Annotated in this window: 15 protein-coding genes; 9 read left to right on the forward strand and 6 right to left on the reverse strand. The window is 69.5% G+C overall.

Annotated elements, in window-relative coordinates:
• Positions 1 to 194 precede the first annotated feature (194 nt).
• From flgA to U5809_RS25160, 4 genes are all read left to right on the forward strand, one after another.
• Positions 195 to 1,433, forward strand: a complete 1,239-nt coding sequence (gene flgA, locus U5809_RS25145; RefSeq protein ID WP_322088507.1) for a flagellar basal body P-ring formation chaperone FlgA — start codon at positions 195 to 197, stop codon at positions 1,431 to 1,433.
• Positions 1,434 to 1,551: 118 nt separating this feature from the next.
• Positions 1,552 to 1,881 (forward strand): flagellar biosynthesis anti-sigma factor FlgM, encoded by a 330-nt coding sequence (gene flgM / locus U5809_RS25150; protein WP_282506148.1) that lies wholly within the window; start codon positions 1,552 to 1,554, stop codon positions 1,879 to 1,881.
• A gap of 259 nt (positions 1,882 to 2,140) precedes the next feature.
• Entirely contained in the window at positions 2,141 to 2,581 is a 441-nt protein-coding gene (locus U5809_RS25155; RefSeq protein ID WP_176050740.1) for a flagella synthesis protein FlgN, read from the forward strand.
• Positions 2,582 to 2,744: 163 nt separating this feature from the next.
• Positions 2,745 to 4,100, forward strand: coding sequence for an SGNH/GDSL hydrolase family protein (locus U5809_RS25160; RefSeq protein ID WP_322088508.1), 1,356 nt, complete (start codon positions 2,745 to 2,747; stop codon positions 4,098 to 4,100).
• A gap of 19 nt (positions 4,101 to 4,119) precedes the next feature.
• Here the strand turns inward: U5809_RS25160 and U5809_RS25165 are convergent, their stop codons facing one another.
• Positions 4,120 to 5,970, reverse strand: a complete 1,851-nt coding sequence (locus U5809_RS25165; protein ID WP_322088509.1) for a M24 family metallopeptidase — start codon at positions 5,968 to 5,970, stop codon at positions 4,120 to 4,122.
• 415 nt (positions 5,971 to 6,385) lie between these two features.
• On the opposite strand from U5809_RS25165, the gene U5809_RS25170 reads away from it, so the two are divergent.
• Entirely contained in the window at positions 6,386 to 7,168 is a 783-nt protein-coding gene (locus U5809_RS25170; protein WP_322088510.1) for an XRE family transcriptional regulator, read from the forward strand.
• A 46-nt stretch (positions 7,169 to 7,214) separates the two neighbouring features.
• Here U5809_RS25170 and U5809_RS25175 read toward each other — a convergent pair whose 3' ends face one another.
• The 4 genes from U5809_RS25175 to U5809_RS25190 form a co-directional block, all read right to left on the reverse strand.
• Positions 7,215 to 8,456: a multifunctional CCA addition/repair protein gene (locus tag U5809_RS25175; protein ID WP_322088511.1), complete on the reverse strand. Its 1,242-nt coding sequence runs from the start codon at positions 8,454 to 8,456 to the stop codon at positions 7,215 to 7,217.
• Positions 8,453 to 9,100 carry a glutathione S-transferase family protein gene (locus U5809_RS25180; protein ID WP_176050745.1) on the reverse strand — a complete coding sequence of 216 codons (648 nt, stop codon included), beginning with the start codon at positions 9,098 to 9,100 and terminating at the stop codon, positions 8,453 to 8,455. Before U5809_RS25180 ends, U5809_RS25175 begins: the two co-directional genes overlap by 4 nt.
• 66 nt (positions 9,101 to 9,166) lie before the next feature.
• On the reverse strand, positions 9,167 to 10,126 hold the full coding sequence (locus U5809_RS25185; protein ID WP_322088512.1) for a complex I NDUFA9 subunit family protein: 960 nt from the start codon (positions 10,124 to 10,126) through the stop codon (positions 9,167 to 9,169).
• 59 nt (positions 10,127 to 10,185) lie between these two features.
• On the reverse strand, positions 10,186 to 12,138 hold the full coding sequence (locus U5809_RS25190) for a lytic transglycosylase domain-containing protein (protein WP_322088513.1): 1,953 nt from the start codon (positions 12,136 to 12,138) through the stop codon (positions 10,186 to 10,188).
• Positions 12,139 to 12,146: 8 nt separating this feature from the next.
• On the opposite strand from U5809_RS25190, the gene U5809_RS25195 reads away from it, so the two are divergent.
• Positions 12,147 to 12,755 carry a 5-formyltetrahydrofolate cyclo-ligase gene (locus U5809_RS25195; RefSeq protein WP_322088514.1) on the forward strand — a complete coding sequence of 203 codons (609 nt, stop codon included), beginning with the start codon at positions 12,147 to 12,149 and terminating at the stop codon, positions 12,753 to 12,755.
• 71 nt (positions 12,756 to 12,826) lie between these two features.
• Here U5809_RS25195 and U5809_RS25200 read toward each other — a convergent pair whose 3' ends face one another.
• Positions 12,827 to 13,339: a winged helix DNA-binding protein gene (locus U5809_RS25200; protein ID WP_322088515.1), complete on the reverse strand. Its 513-nt coding sequence runs from the start codon at positions 13,337 to 13,339 to the stop codon at positions 12,827 to 12,829.
• A 148-nt stretch (positions 13,340 to 13,487) separates the two neighbouring features.
• Between U5809_RS25200 and pxpB the strand changes: the two genes are divergently transcribed.
• From pxpB to pxpA, 3 genes are read left to right on the forward strand one after another with little or no spacing between them, the layout of a single operon-like run.
• Positions 13,488 to 14,144, forward strand: coding sequence for a 5-oxoprolinase subunit PxpB (gene pxpB, locus U5809_RS25205; protein ID WP_322088516.1), 657 nt, complete (start codon positions 13,488 to 13,490; stop codon positions 14,142 to 14,144).
• Positions 14,141 to 15,208 carry a biotin-dependent carboxyltransferase family protein gene (locus tag U5809_RS25210; protein ID WP_322088517.1) on the forward strand — a complete coding sequence of 356 codons (1,068 nt, stop codon included), beginning with the start codon at positions 14,141 to 14,143 and terminating at the stop codon, positions 15,206 to 15,208. The genes pxpB and U5809_RS25210 overlap by 4 nt, the downstream gene beginning before the upstream one ends.
• 56 nt (positions 15,209 to 15,264) lie before the next feature.
• Positions 15,265 to 16,029, forward strand: a complete 765-nt coding sequence (gene pxpA / locus U5809_RS25215; protein WP_034190296.1) for a 5-oxoprolinase subunit PxpA — start codon at positions 15,265 to 15,267, stop codon at positions 16,027 to 16,029.
• The last annotated feature ends 84 nt before the right edge of the window (positions 16,030 to 16,113 follow it).

Raw genomic sequence — 16,113 nt, forward strand, 5'->3', positions numbered from 1 at the left:
CTCCGTATGAAGCGCTGCACGCCCCTCGCGCCGGATGGCGACCCGAGAGGCTTTTTTCCATGACAGCGATGGTAGGCGTCGGACGCAACCGGCAATCGGGCGAATAACGCGGCAAAGGCCCCCTCTATTCATCGTTTGCGCAGCGGCCCGGCTCCCTAGAATGCGCATCGGATCAACGGATCGAGGACACGGCGATGACTGGCAGCGCACTTCGCGGAAGGAACGGGCGGCTCACGCACGTCCAGCGTGCGTTTGCGCCTGCAGTTGCACTCGCTGCGGCGCTGTGGATCGCCGCACCGGCCGCACACGCGGAAGACGGGATGATCGTGATTCCCGGACGCGGCGAGACGGCCGAAACCGCGCTCGCGCATGCCAACGCGGCGAACGGCGGGCAGTTCGGCGGGAATGCGGGGATGGCTACGGGTGCGGGCATCGCGCCGGAGGCCGGCCGTGCTGCTTCGGCGGCAGGGGCCGCGACCGGCTACGCGGCGCAACCGGCCGGCACGATGGTCGTGACGACCGTGCCGCCCCCGGCGCCCGCGCCGTCGCCCGTTCGTGCAGCCGCTCGTGTGAACGCCGGCTACGGCGCGCAGCCGCGCGCTGCCGACCCGAGCGCCATCGCGACGGTCGTCGCCGGCACGGCCGAGCCCGCATCGAATCCCGTTCGGCCGGCGCAACCGTCGGCCGCCGCCGCACGCGTCGCCGCAACCCGCGCCGCGTCGGCCGCACCGGCGCCGCGCGCGGCGGCGGTTTCAGCGAATCCGGCCGCGGCCCCGGCCGCCACTGCGGCCCAGCCCGCGACGCCGCCCGGCCAGCAGGATCCCGAGACGATCCGCCGCGCAGCCCTCGCGTTCCTGCAACAGCAGATCGCCGGCCTGCCCGGCAAGACCACCGCGACGGTCACGACCTCGTTTCCGCGCGGGCTCGCCGCGTGCACGACGCTCGAGCCGTTCCTGCCGACCGGCGCGCGCCTGTGGGGCCGCACGACAGTCGGCGTGCGCTGCGCGGGCGAGCGGCCGTGGACCGTCTACCTGCAGGCGAAGGTCGCCGTGCAGGCCACCTATTACGTCGCCGCGCGCCAGATCGCGCCCGGCGAGCCGCTCACCGCGGCCGACCTGGTCGCCCGCGACGGCGACCTGACGGTCATGCCGCTGGCGGTGATCACCGATCCGGCGCAGGCGATCGGCTCGACCGCGCTCGCGCGCATCTCGGCCGGCCTGCCGCTGCGGCAGGACCTGCTGAAAAGCGCGGCGTCGGTGTCGGCCGGCCAGACGGTGCGGGTCGTCGCGGCCGGGCCCGGCTTCACGATTTCGGCCGAGGGCAGCGTGCTCGCGAATGCGGCACCGGGCCAGTCGGTGCGGGTGCGGATGGCGGCGGGCCAGATCGTCACGGCGATCGTCAAGGACGCCGGCACCGTGGAAATTCCGCTATAGGGACGGATTCAGCAGCAAGAGTGTAAAGAATTGTTTATTCGGGGCATTTCGGGTTCGCGGTGCTAAAGTTCGGGCCGACCCGGCCGTTATCTGGGTCAAACCGTACAGGAAACCCATCGTGAAAATCGATTCCACTCCGAACCCGAGCCCCCTGGCGCCGACCGGCAACGGCGCGTCCCGTGCGCAATCCGGCACGGCCCAGTCGTCCGCGCAGGCGGCCGACGCCGGATCGACCGGCGGCGACACGACCGTGAACCTGTCGGGTCTGTCCGGCCAGCTGCGTTCGGTATCCGCGTCGGGCGACGCCGATATCGACACCGGCCTTGTCCAGTCGATCAAGGACGCGCTGAACAACGGCACGTTGACGATCGACGCGAACAAGATTGCCGACGGCGTATTGAATACCGCCCGCGAGCTGCTGCAACAGCAGCGCCCGCAGGGTAACTAAGCCGGCCCAGGGCCTGCTTACGCTAATAACGGGCTTGCGCTGGCCACCAGAAGGGCCGAGCGCAAGGATTGCGACGAAGCGAATACTCGACGTATTCGCAAGGAGTATGACGCAGCGATCGGCCCTTCTGGTGGCCAGCCCCACAAAGGATTTTTTCCAATCAGGGGAACGAGCCCGTTATTAGCGTAAGCAGGCCCTAGCCGGTTCCACCGGTTTGCCGGCGCGCCACCGCGCGTGCCGGCGCGACGAGCATGACGCGATGAGAGAAGAGCTGCTGGCCACGGTCAACGACGAACACGCGACGGTCGAGGCGTTCGCGTCCCTGCTCGTCTACGAGGAAAAGGCACTGACGACGGCCGAGCCGCTCGAGATGCTGCCTGGCATCGTCGAAAAGAAAACCGCGCTGATCGACCGGCTCGCGCAGCTCGAACGCACGCGCGACACGCAGCTTTCCGCGCTCGGCTTTCCGGCCGGCAAGAAGGGCATGGACCAGGCCGCCGAGCGCGATGCACGCCTCGCCGGCCGCTGGCAGTTGCTGCAGCAGGCCGCCGAACGCGCGCGCCAGGCCAATGCGAACAACGGGATGCTGATCCGCATCCGGATGGACTACAACGAGCGCGCGCTCGCCGTGCTGCGCTCGGCGCCCGCGCCGACCGGCGTGTACGGCCCGGACGGGCGCGTCTCGGCGCTGACGCGCTGACCGGCCGGCAGTACCGCCGATACCGTATCGACCGCCTCTCGCCGCCATTCGCGGCACTTCACGTTTCGACAGACCGGGCCCGAGCCCGGCGCCCACGGTCCCTTCCGATACACGGCCGCGCAACCGCGCCGCCGCCTCGTCACAACAATCAGAAGAGGGCCGCATGTCTTGTTTCCGCATTCCGTTGTCGAGCCGCATCGTCGTCGCTTCCGCTGTCGCGGCGCTGGCCGCCACGCTGACGCTCCCCGCCGCACAGGCCGCCAGCCCCGCGCCGCTGCCCACGCCGACGGGCGACATGTCGCTGTCGCCGGCCGGCCCCGACGTCGCGCCGCCGGCCGCATCGAGCGCGCCTGGCGCGACGTCGCGCGCCGCGCGCCGCGGGTCCGATACCTACACGTACCTGCGTTGCTGGTACCGGATCGACGCGGATCCGCTGAAGCCGGCCGCGACCTACGAATGGGCGCGCGACCCCGCCGGCGGCGACTGGTATCGCGTGTCCGGCTACTGGTGGGCCGACGGCATCACGCAGTGGAAGAACATGTTCTACAGCACGACGACGCAGGACACGCTCGCCGACGTGTGCCGCAAGACGCTGGCGGCGAAAGGCATCCGGTCCGATCTCACGCAGGCGGTCGCGGCCAACAACGCGCTGTCGTTCAACTACACGGTGTGGACCATCGACGCCGCGCAACAGGACGCGCGCGTCAACAAGCTGATCGTGTTCGGCGACAGCCTGTCCGACACCCAGAACATGTTCAACGCGAGCCAGTGGAAGCTGCCTAACGGCACGAGCTGGCATGCGGGGCGCTTCAGCAACGGCCCCGTGTGGGCCGAATATCTCGCGAACGCGCTGCGGCTGCCGTTCTACAACTGGGCGATCGGCGGTGCGGCGACCGACCAGCACCTCGTCGTGCCGGGCCTCGTGCAGCAGATCGACTCGTGGCGCGAATACATGGAGCGCGCCCCGGACTACCGGCCAGCCAACACGCTGTTCGCGGTGTTCGCGGGCGGCAACGATCTCGTGAACTACGGGCGCTCGCCCGAGCAGGCGGCGAATGCGGTGCGCGACAGCCTCGAGCGGCTCGCCGCGGCCGGCGCGACGCGGATCATGCTCGTCACGCTGCCGGACGTGTCGCGCGCGCCGGTGTTCGCGACCCGTGCCGACACGGCGAGCGTCGCCGCGCAGGTCAAGGACTACAACCGGCGCCTCGTCGACGCGGCCGCCGCGCTGCGCGATCGCTACGGCGCGACGCTGCGGCTCGAGGTGTTCGACGCCTACGCGCCGTTCGACGACCTGCTGACCCACCCGGCCCGGTACGGCTTCGACGACGCGACGCGCGCCTGTCTCGACATCCCGAAGCCGTCGTCGCTCACCTACCTGAGCGCGCAGACGCCGCGCGCCGACTGCCGCGATCCGGCGCGCTTCGTGTTCTGGGACACGCTGCACCCGACGACGCGCACGCACGCGTGGCTCGCCGAGCGGATCGCACCGTTCGTGCGCGCGCGCCTGCTGAACTGATCGCGGCGGGCGGCGGCGCTTACAGCAGCGGACACGCAGTGACCTGCGTGCCGCGTTCCACGCACAACCGCTCGTAGTCGCGCAGGTATGCGCGCTCGTCGTCGTCGAGCAGGTCGAGATCGATCAGGTCCCAGTCGTAGCCGACCGTCACGATGTTCTCGAACCTCACCGTGTCCGGTTGCGTTTCGTCGGGCCGGATGATCACGATGTTCTCGATCCGCACGCCGCCCTTGCCCGCCAGGTAGATGCCCGGCTCGACCGAAATCACCGCATTCGGCACCAGCCCGTATTTCGCGCCCGGCGCGAACCGCACGCCACCCTCGTGCACGTGAATCCCGACGCCGTGCCCGGTGCCGTGGCCGAAATCGTGGCCGTGGTCGCGGCACACCTGCCGCACGAGCGCGTCGACGTCGGCGCCCGTCGCCGTGCTCGGGAAGCGCGTGACGAGCCCCTTGATGCAGGCCTTCAGCGCGACCGTGTAGATCTCGCGCTGCCACGGCTGCGCAACCGTGTCCGGATGCGTGCGGCGCAGCACGACGCGCGTGCAGTCCGTCGCGAAGCCGGCTTCGTAATAAGCGCCGCTGTCGAGCAGCACGAGCTCGCCTTCCGTCAGCTCGACGCCGGCGCTTGCCGCCGTGTAATGCGCGAACGCGCTGTTCGCGCCGTTCGCCGCAATCGACGGGAACGTCAGCGCGACGGCCGAACGCGCGCCGTACGCGTCGTTGATCGTGCGTGCGAGGTCGTATTCGGTGTGGCGGGCGCCCGGCTCGCCGGTCTTCGCCCAGCGCATCGTCTCGGCGATCGCCGCCGAGCTGCGCGCGAACGCGTCGCGGAACCGGTCGAGCACCGCCGGCGTCTTGCTCGCCCGCATCGCCTCGACCGGGTTGAAATCGGCATGCCGCGCGTGCGGCCACACGCGGCTCACCGCATCGACGAGCGCGCAGTTCACCGATTCGAAGCCGTAGCACACGTGCTCGACCGCGAACTGCGCGAGAAAACGCTCGAGCGCCGCCACATCGCGGCGGATCACGTTCAGCGCCGGATACGAATCGAGCGCGACCTCGCAGCCGTCGCAGCCTTCCGGCAGGAACAGCGCGACCTGCCCGCCGACCGCGAACAGGAAGCCGAGGTGCGACGACGCATTCGGGATGTGATAACCGCGGCTGTTCAGCAGATACGCGAGATCGTCCGACGCGCACGAGAAGAACGCGGTCTTGCCGTCGGCCGCGCCGGTGTGCGCGGCGAGCTGGCGGTTCAGCGTGTCGAGGTTCTGCGCGACGCTCAGGCCGGTCATCGCTTCCGGCACCTCGAAGATCGGCCGCTCGACGTTCCAGCCCGGCAGCGCGATCGCACGGTCGATCTCGCGATCGGCGAGGCTCGTCCAGTCGAGCGACGCGGCCTGCGTCTGCGCGAGCAGCCGGTCGCGCTGCGCGACGCTGACCCGCAGCGCGTCGTAGCCGACCCGCGCGAGCCGGCTCGCATGTGCAACCAGCCAGTCGGCCATCGCCTGCCAGATCGTCACGTTCATCCCGAGCTTCTCGATATGCACGTGCGCCGGATCGCACTGCTGCTCGGCCTGCAGGTGATAACGGCCATCGACGAACAGCACGAACGGCGGCACGCCGAGCGCCTGCGCGGTCGCCGCGCTCAGGAAGATCCCGCAGCCGGCCGACCCGTCGAAACCCGACAGCGCGTAGCGCGGGTTGTTGCTGCGCGGCAGGTACTCGGTCACGTATTCGTCCTGCGACGTGACGATCACCGCGTCGAGGCGCGCCGCGTCGAGCAGGCGCGACAGGCCGGCCTGCGTGTCGGCGACGGACGCGTCGTACTGGGGAAGGCCGGAGAAGCTGTATTTCAGTCGATCGATCATCGTGTGCCCGTTATTCATTGTTGTCGGCGGTCGGCGGCGTGACGCGGCATGGCGCATGCCGCAAACGACTCGTCGCCGTGGCGCGGATCACGCGCGGCCCGGCGCACAGCCGGCCCGCGGTGCCGTTCCGGCGGCAGGTCTTCGGGGAATTTTTGTCTCACTTAACTTTGTTTGATGCGCGACAGAATCTAGAGCACGCCGAAATTGAGGTCAAGCTAAAATTTTCGTAGGACTAAAATCGGCGTGACGGACGCGGATCCCGGCACAACGCGAATTCGCCCGGCAGCACTGCGCGGTACAATGCGCCGGCATCGCCGTCCCGACGGCCGTGCTTCGTGCGATGCGCGGAAAGCAAGTCCCGGCGACTGCACCGCCTCTCCGCTCGTCTCCCGACTCGTTGCCACGAAAGAGATTCATGGATTCAGACATCATGCGTATCGGCCTGCGCATTCGCCGCCTGCGCCGGGAAGCGAAGAAGACGCTGCTGGAAGTCGCGACCGAAGCGAAGCTGTCGGTCGGGTTCCTGTCGCAGGTCGAGCGGCATCTCACCGGCATCTCGCTGTCTTCGCTCGTCAACGTCGCCAAGGCGCTCGACGTCCCGCTCGGCGCGCTGATCGACCAGCCGCGCCAGGCGCAGCCCGATTCGCACGAAGGCAGCCGCAAGCCGTACGCGCTCGACGCCACGTCGCAGTGGTACGAGCGGCTCTCCACCACCTTCGAAGGCAGCCAGGTCAACGCGCTCAAGGTGCGGATGATGGAAGGCTACCGTTCGGAATGGGTGTCACATGGCGGCGACGAGTTCGTGTACGTGCTGGCCGGCCGCATCTGCTACACGGTCGGCAAGAAGGTCTACCCGCTGGCGCCCGGCGATTCGCTGCACTTCGACGCACGCAAGCGGCATCGCGTCGCGAACGTCGGCGACGGGCCGGCCGAGCTGATCGCGGTCGGCACGCTGCCGCTGTTCGACGACAGGTGCGCCGAACTGGTGTCCGCGACGATGGAAATCCGACCGCCGGCGCCCGGCGAGCCGCGCGTGAGCCGCCGCGCCGCGCCGGCCTCCAAACGCAGCGACCGCGACGCCGAGGCAGCCCGGCCGGCCAGGGCCGGCGCCGCGGAAAAGAAGGCTTCGGCGAAACCGCTCGCGTCCACCGGCAAACGCCCGGCGGCCGCCACCCCGGCGCGCAAGAAGAAGTCGTAACGGCCGCGAACGCGCGCCACCCTGTTCTTCCCCGTATTCGTCGCCCCTACTCGTCGATCTCGAGCGCTTGCGCGACGGCCCGGATCCGCGCGCGATGCACGGCATCCTTGATCTTCTCCGCGTCGTTGCCGATGCCGCGCGCGATCGCGCCGGCATCGACGCTACGCGCGGCCGCGAGCGCGACGCGCAGCCGCTCGGCCTGCGGATACGGTTGCGCATCGAGCCCGAGCCGACCGCGCGCATCCGATTCGCACGCCTGCAGCATCTCGGCGAAACGCGCCGGCTTGCGCAACGCATCGCTGCGCTCGAACAAGCGCACCAGCGCGGCCGCGCCCATCTCCATCACGCGATGCAGGTTGCCGTGCTCGCGCGCGACCACGAGCGCAAGATCGCGGCATTCGTTCGGCACGCGCAGCCGCTCGCACAACGGCTTGAGCAGATCGACGCTGCGGCCTTCGTGGCCGACGTGGCGCGGCAGCACGTCCGCGGGCGTCGTCGCCTTGCCGAGATCGTGCGTGAGCGCCGCGAAGCGCACCGGCAGCGAATAGCGCTGCTTCGCCGCGTAGTCGACGACCATCATCACGTGCACGCCGGTATCGACTTCCGGGTGATAGTCGGCGCGCTGCGGCACGCCCCACAGCGCGTCGACCTCGGGCAGGATGCGCGCGAGCGCGCCGCACTCGCGCAGCACCGCGAACATCCGCGACGGCTTCGCCTCCATCAGCCCGCGCGCGATTTCCTGCCACACGCGCTCGGGCACCAGCGCGTCCACCTCGCCCGCGTCGACCATCCGCCGCATCAGCGCGAGCGTTTCGTCCGCCACCGTGAAATCGGCAAACCGCGCGGCGAAGCGCGCAATCCGCAGGATCCGCACCGGATCCTCGACGAACGCGTCGCTCACGTGCCGGAACACGCGCGCGCGCAGGTCGGCCTGGCCGTCGAACGGATCGATCACGGGCCCGACCAGCGCACCCTCCGGGCTCACCTCGCGCGCCATCGCGTTGACCGTCAGGTCGCGCCGCGCGAGATCCTCGTCGAGCGTCACGTCCGGCGCGTAATGGAACTGGAAGCCGTGATAGCCGGCCGCCGTCTTGCGCTCGGTGCGCGCCAGCGCGTACTCCTCCTGCGTCCGCGGATGCAGGAACACCGGGAAATCCTTGCCGACCGGCCGGAAGCCCTGCGCGGCCATCTGCTCGGGCGTCGCGCCGACCACCACGTAGTCGCGGTCCTGCACGGGCACGCCGAGCAATTCGTCGCGGATCGCTCCGCCTACCGCGTAAATGTTCATGGCGTGGGCTCGTATTCGGCGATCACGTTCGTTTCGCGGCGCGCGGCGTCGATCCAGCGCTGCACGGCCGGCAGCGCCGTCACGCGCGCCGCATAGCCGGCCGCGTCCGGCGACAGGCCCGGCTCATACGTGTTGAAGCGCATCACGACGGGCGCGTACATCGCATCGGCAATCCCGAATTCGCCGAACAGGAACGGCCCGCCCGACGCCTCGAGACATGCGCTCCACAGCGCATCGATGCGTGCGACGTCGGCGAGCGCGTCTGGCGTCGCGCCACGCCCCGGCATCGACGCGCGCACGTTCATGCCCATCTGCGTGCGCAGCGCCGCGAAGCCCGAGTGCATCTCGGCCGACACGCAGCGTGCATGCGCCCGCTCCAGCGGATCGGCCGGCCACATCGGGAACTGCGGATAGCGCTCGGCGAGCGTCTCGGCGATCGCGAGCGAATCCCAGATCGCGACGCCGTGGTCGTCGATCAGGCACGGCACCTTGCCGGTCGGCGAGTATTCGCGGATGCGCGCGGCCGTGTCGTCGCGGCGCAGCTCGACCGCGATCTCGTCGAACGGGATGCCGAAATGCGCGAGCAGCAACCAGGGCCGCATCGACCACGACGAGTAATTCTTGTCACCAATGACGAGTTTCATGACGGGGTTCCGGACAACGCGAAAAGGGAAAGGAAAGGGGCCGGACGACGGCAATGCGCGCGGACGCTAGCGGCGCGAGCGGAACCAGTCGAACCGCGAACGTTTCGTGGCTTCGCCGAGATACGCGGGCGCGATGCTTTCGAGACTCGCGGGCGAGATCCCGAGTTCCGGCGCGAGCGGCCCCGACAGCACGTTCGGCACCGACATCGTCGCGAGATTGTCGCGCGTGAGCACGGGCTCGCCGGGCAGGCATTCGAACACGCTCGCCTGCAGCCGCGCGAGCGCGTCGGGCAGCCGCACGATGCGTGCCTGCCGGCCGACCAGCGTGCCGCAATAGCGCACCAGCTGCTCGAGCGTATAGACGGTCGGGCCGCCGAGTTCGTAGGTCTTGCCGTGCGCAGCCGCGAGATCGAGCGTGTTGACGAACGCGCGTACGACATCGCCGACGAATACCGGCTGGAAACGCGCATCGGGCATCGCGAGCGGCAGCACGGGCACCGTGCGCTGCAGGTTCGCGAACGTGTTGAGGAATGCGTCGCCGGGGCCGAACACGACCGACGGGCGGAAGATCGTCAACGCGAGCGAATCGGTCGCCGCGATCGCATGCAGCGCGGCCTCGCCGTCGCCCTTCGAGCGCTGGTACATGCTTGCGCCGCGCGAATCGGCGCCGAGCGCGCTCATGTGCAGCAGGCGCCGCACGCCCACCTCGGTGCAGGCGGTCGCGAGCGCGGCCGGCAGCGCGACGTGCGCGCGCTCGAAGCCGGGCCCGTACGGCGTACCTCGGCCGCCGTGCAGCACGCCGACCAGGTTGATCGCCGCATGCGCGCCGGCGACGAAGCGCGCGAGCGTGCGCGTGTCGAGTGCTTCGAGCTCGACGATCTCGACCGGCAGCATCTGCAGGTGGCGCGCGTGGTCGCGCCGGCGCGTGCCGATCCGCACCTGCTTGCCGGCGTCGATCAGCGCATTGACGAGCCGGCTGCCGATGAAGCCGGTGCCGCCCAGCAGCGCGACGGTCTGGCGATCCATGTCGTGAGAGCCTCAAAAGAACACTGCCGCGTCTCGCGCGGCAGTGTGAAGATTGCGTATCAGGGCGAGATCATGCCTAGACGTTTCTTCAACGACTGCGGTTTGCCCTCGAAGAGCGCCGCGTAGTAGACGGTGTTCGACAGCACGTTCTTCACGTAGTCGCGCGTCTCGTTGAACGGAATCGTTTCTGCGAAGATCGCGCCTTCGACCGGCTGCGTCAACACCTGGCGCCACTGGCGCGGCCGGCCCGGGCCCGCGTTGTAGCCGGCGGTGGCGAGCACCGGCGAGCTGTCGAAGTTGTTGTAGATGTCCGCCAGATACCAGGTGCCGAGCTGGATGTTGGTATCGATGTCGTGCATCTGCGCACGCGTGATCGTGCCCATGCCGAGCTTCTTCGCGACCATCTGGGCGGTGGCCGGCATCAGCTGCATCAGGCCGCCCGCGCCCACCGACGAACGCGCGCTGATGATGAAGCGCGATTCCTGGCGGATCAGCCCGTACGCCCATTCGACGTCGAGGCCGGTCGATTGCGCATAGCGTTCGACGATGTTGCGGTACGGCGACGGGTAGCGCAGCGTGAAGTCGTGCTCGGCCTTCGTGCGGTCGGCCGTGTTGACCGTGCGGTCGAGCAGCTCGACGCGCTTGCCGTATTCGGCGGCCGCGAGCAGCTGGCGATCGGTCATCCCGCGCAGCGGCCAGTTCCATTCGCGGTTGCCTTCGAGGCGCAGGTTCAGCCCATAGAAGCGCTGCGCGAGCGCGAAGCCCGGAATCTTGCCCATCGCGTCGACCTCGGCGTCGCTCACCTTCGTGCGCGGCGGGATCGACGTGCGCTGGCCGAGCTCTTCACCGGCGAGCTGCCCGTAGAAGTTGAACTGGCCCGCGACCTGCTCGAATTCCTGGTTCGCCTGCAGCGTGTCGCCGCTCTGCTTGAGCGCGCGCGCATGCCAGTAGATCCACGCCGGATCGTCGCGCAGCGACGGCGGCATCTGCTCGATCGACCAGCGCACCATCGGCCAGTTGCCGGCGAGCAGCGCGGCGCGCGTGCGCCATTCGTAGCCCGGGTTCGACAGCGGCGCATTCGTGGATTTCGCGTACCAGACCGACGCGAGCGGCGAGCGCTTGATCGCGCCCTGGTAGCCGATCGCGCCCCACGCGATCGCCTGTTCCTGCTTGGTCAGCGAAGGCGCGACCGTCGTCAGCATGCCGGCGGCCGCGTCCGGATCGTTGCGCGCCATGCGGCCGAGCGCGATCAGCGCGAGCTGGTGCGACGTCGCGTCGGCGCCGACGCCGCGCGCGAGGTACAGCGGCGGCGCGCTCGTCGCCTGGTCGAAACCGACCGGGCGCGGGCCGAGCGCGTCGACGATCTTGCCGCCGAGCGTCGTGTAGTTCTGCTCGTACGCGAGGCGCGCCTGCTGCCACACGTCGTCGCTCGTGAACTGCTGGTTGACGGTCAACGCGGTGATCAGGTCGACGCATGCGTCGCCGTAGTTCTTCGGCTCGACGAGCAGCGCGCGCGCCGCATCGGCGACGTTCTCGCCGCGCGCCGCGCGCGATTCGAGCGCATAGCACTTGACCTGCGTGTCGTCGTCGAGCACGAAGCGCTTGTACTGGTCGTCGAAGTTGCGCCAGTCGTGGCGCGCGCCCAGCACGAGCAGGTAGTCGTTGCGCAGGCGGTCGGCGATCGCCTGGCCGTCGTAGCGCTGCAGGAACGACTGCACCGGTGCGTCCGGCGCATCGACGCGCGCACGGCCCGTCGAATCGAACAGCTGCGGCTTGATCTGGAAATACTCGACGTAGGACGGGACCGGATAGTTCGGGATCATCGACGCGAGCTGCGCGGCTTTCGCGGCGTCGTTGCGGCGTGCGGCTTCACGAAGCTGCACGAAGGTCTGGTCGTCCCCGGAGACCGCATCGTCGTTCGGTGCGGCGCACGCGGCGGTGCCCGCGACGAGCGCGGTGGCCGAAAGCGTCAGCGCGACCGCGCGATATACTCGGTAAAGGCTGTTCGACATCGTTTTGAATGGAGCGCGAAGTGAGCGAAAGCATAGCATGCAACCCTGTGCCAAACCCGAAGGTTGCGCTGCGCAAAACGCTGTCCGGTGCGCGTCGCGACGCCGCGTCGCAGCCTGCCGCGAACGCCGCGCTCGACGCGCGGCTGCGTACGCTGCTCGACCGTCTGGCGCCGCGCACGGTCGGGTTCTACTGGCCGCTGCCCGGTGAATTCGATGCGCGCGATGCGGTGCTCGCGTGGTGCGCGGCAGATGCCGGCCGGCGTGCCGCGCTGCCCGTGATCGGCGAGCGGCACACGCCGCTCGCGTTCCATGCGTGGGATGCGCATACACCGATGCGCGAAGGTCATCACCGGATTCCGGAACCGGCGTCGGGAATCGTCGTCGTGCCCGACCTGTTGCTGATTCCCTGTGTCGGATTCGATCCGCAGCGCTACCGGCTCGGCTACGGCGGCGGCTACTACGACCGCACGCTTGCCGCATGGCCGGCCGACGCCCTGCCCGTGACGGTCGGCATCGCGTATGAAGCATGCCGCGTCGATGCGCTGCCGGCCGAAGCACACGATCTCGCACTGCGCTGGATCGTGACCGACGGCGCGCTCTACCCGGACGCCGGATGACGCGGCGCGCGGCGCCGCGGTCGTCTCGCGCCCGTCAGCGCAGGCCCGCGCGCCCTGGTCCCCGCAATCGTTTACAGCGACGCCGCCGCGCGCGCGGCCGTGTCGTAGAGGCCCGATGCGTGGCGCAGCAACTGCGCCGCGTCGCCGATCTGCTCGTTGGTGAGCCCGCTGTCCTTCAGCGTCTCGATCAGGCAGTGCTCGCGCACCTCGCGATATTTCAGGCACAGGTCGCGGCCGGCGTCGGTCGCGAAGAAGAACGCTTCCTTGCCGTTCTTCTCGCTCTTCACATAGCCGCGGGCGATCAGTTTTTTCAGCGCATAGGTCGCGACGTGCGTATCCTCGATATTGAGCACGAAGCAGATGTCGGCGAGCTTCTTCTTGCGTTCGCGATGGCTGACATGATGCAGCAGCGACACCTCGACCGCCGTCATGTCCTTCGCGCCGGCTGCCGACATGCAGCGCACCATCCACCGGTTGAAAGCGTTGCCTGCCATGATGAGCCCGTACTCGAGCTCCGACAGCTCCGCGCTCGAATCGGAAACGAGGTGTTCGGATGACACGATCTTGGTCGCAGGACGCTTCATGGAAAGGCGGAGCAAGCCGGATGACAGGGAGTGCCGAGTGTACGCCAGAAGCCCGGACATACGGGCTAGGCGAAAACGCTTATTGGGAAGTTGTCGATATTTTATTGACAATGTGCGCTAACATTGCCGTCCGAACCGTGCCAGTCCGATGACGCAACCCCGCATTTATCCGCTCGGCGATGCCGCCCTCGTCTGTGAGGTGCCGCCGCCCGCCACGCTCGACTGCCAGCGCCGCGTCTGGGCCGTTGCCGAGGCCGCGCGCGCGTGGCCCGACGTGATCGACGTCGTGCCGGGCATGAACAACCTGACCATCGTGTTCGACGCGCTCGCCGCGACGGCCGAATCGCTCACGCCCGCGCTGCGCGACGCGTGGGAGACGGCCGACGTCGAGCACGCGGACGGCCGCGAAGTGGAGATTCCGGTCGAGTACGGCGGTGCCGCCGGCCCCGACCTGGCGGCCGTCGCCGCCCACACGGGCCTGCCGGCCGACGAAGTCGTCGCCCGCCACGCGGCTGGCGACTATGTCGTGTTCTTCGTCGGCTTCCAGCCGGGCTTCGCGTATCTCGGCGGCCTCGACGCGTCGCTGCACACGCCGCGCCGCGCGGCGCCGCGCCTCGAGGTGCCGGCCGGCTCGGTCGGCATCGGCGGCGCGCAGACGGGCATCTACCCGGCCACGTCGCCCGGCGGCTGGCAGCTGATCGGCCGCACGTCGCAGGTGCTGTTCGATCCGGCGCGGCCGCAGCCGACGCTGCTGCTGCCCGGCGATCGCGTGCGCTTCACCATTGCGGGAGTCGACGCGTCATGACCCAGAGCAACGCACCGGGCACCATCGAGGTGTTGCGCGCCGGCCCGCTGTCGACCGTGCAGGATCTCGGGCGCCGCGGCGCACGCCACCTCGGCGTCGCGCAGGGCGGCGCGCTCGACGGCCTCGCGCTCGAGGTCGGCAACCGGCTCGTCGGCAACCGCCCCGACGCGGCGGCTGTCGAAGTCACGATCGGCCCCGCCACGTTCCGCTTCACGCGCGCGACGCGCATCGCGATCACCGGCACCGAGTTCGGCGCGACGCTCGACGGCCAGCGCGTGTATTCGTGGTGGAGCCTGCCGGTCGAGGCCGGGCAGACGCTCGTGCTGCCGGCCGCGAAACGTGGAATGCGCGGCTATCTGTGCATCGCGGGCGGCATCGACGTGCTGCCGATGCTAGGCTCGCGCAGTACCGATCTCGCGTCGCGCTTCGGCGGCCTCGGCGGCCGCACGCTGCGCGACGGCGACCGGCTCCCGGTCGGCGTGCCACCGGCCGGCGCGGGCTGCCTCGCGGCCGATGCGCCCGAATTCGGCGTGAAGGCGCCCGCGTGGTGCGCCTTCGTACGCGTCGACGAGCCACCGCGCCGTCACCGCCCCGCGCATGCGCCGTGGGCGATGCCCGTGCGCGTGCTGCCGGGCCCCGACTACGCATCGTTCGCGGCCGATTCGCAGCAGGCGTTCTGGGACGAGGAATGGCTCGTCACCGCGAACAGCAACCGGATGGGCTACCGCCTCGCCGGCGCCGAGCTGGTGCGCGAGCGGCCCGTCGAGCTGCTGTCGCACGCGGTGCTGCCCGGTACGATCCAGGTACCGCCGAACGGCCAGCCGATCGTGCTGATGCACGACGCGCAGACCACCGGCGGCTACCCGAAGATCGGCACGGTGATCCGCGCCGATCTGTGGAAACTCGCACAGGCGCGGCTCAACCTGCCGATCCGCTTCGTGCGCACGACACCTGACGCCGCGCACGCCGCCCTCTCCGCAGAACGTGCCTATCTGCGGCAGATCGACGTTGCGATCGACATGCGAGAAGAAGCGCGCCGCCGCGCCCAATCGCGCGCAGCGTGACAATGGCGGAAGCAGTAACGAAAGACGCGCCACGCCATCAGTGGACGAGGAACAACATGGAAATCGATCTGAATGCCGATCTCGGCGAAGGATGCGGATCGGACGAGGCGCTGCTCGACCTCGTCACGTCGGCGAACATCGCATGCGGCTGGCATGCAGGCGGCGCGAACGCGATGCGCGACTGTGTGCGCTGGGCCGTGCAGAAAGGCGTGTCGATCGGCGCGCACCCGAGCTTTCACGATCCGGAGAATTTCGGCCGCAAGGAAATGCAGCTGCCGGCCGGCGACATCTACGCGGGCGTGCTCTATCAACTTGGCGCGCTGTCGGCGATCGCGCAGGCCGAAGGCGGGCGCATCGCCCACGTGAAGCCGCACGGCGCGCTGTACAACCAGGCCGCGCGCGACCCGATGATCGCCGATGCGGTGGTGTCCGCGATCCACGACTTCGATCCGTCGCTCGCGGTGTTCGGGCTCGCCAACAGCGTGTTCGTCGCGGCCGCGCGGCATGCGGGGCTCGCCGCCGTGGAAGAAGTGTTCGCCGATCGCGGCTACCGCGCGGACGGCTCGCTCGTGCCGCGCAGCCAGCCCGGCGCATTGATCGACGATGAAGACGCCGTGCTCGCGCGCACGCTCGACATGGTGCGCAACCGGCAGGTGCGCGCCCTGAGCGGCGAATGGGTGCCGCTCAACGCGCAGACCGTCTGCCTGCACGGCGACGGGCCGCATGCGCTGGCGTTCGCGAAGCGGATTCGCGCGGCGCTGGAGGCCGCCGGCGTCGACGTCGTCGCGCCCGGCGCACTGCAGGCCGACGAGGGCGCGTGACGCGCATTCATCCCGTGCAACGCACGTTGCGCGTATCGGCCGCACAAAAGAAAAAAGCGCCCTCGTGGCGCTTTTCCGTTGGCG

It is taken from the genome of Burkholderia sp. BCC1999 (genome assembly GCF_905339975.1).
GTDB lineage: Bacteria > Pseudomonadota > Gammaproteobacteria > Burkholderiales > Burkholderiaceae > Burkholderia.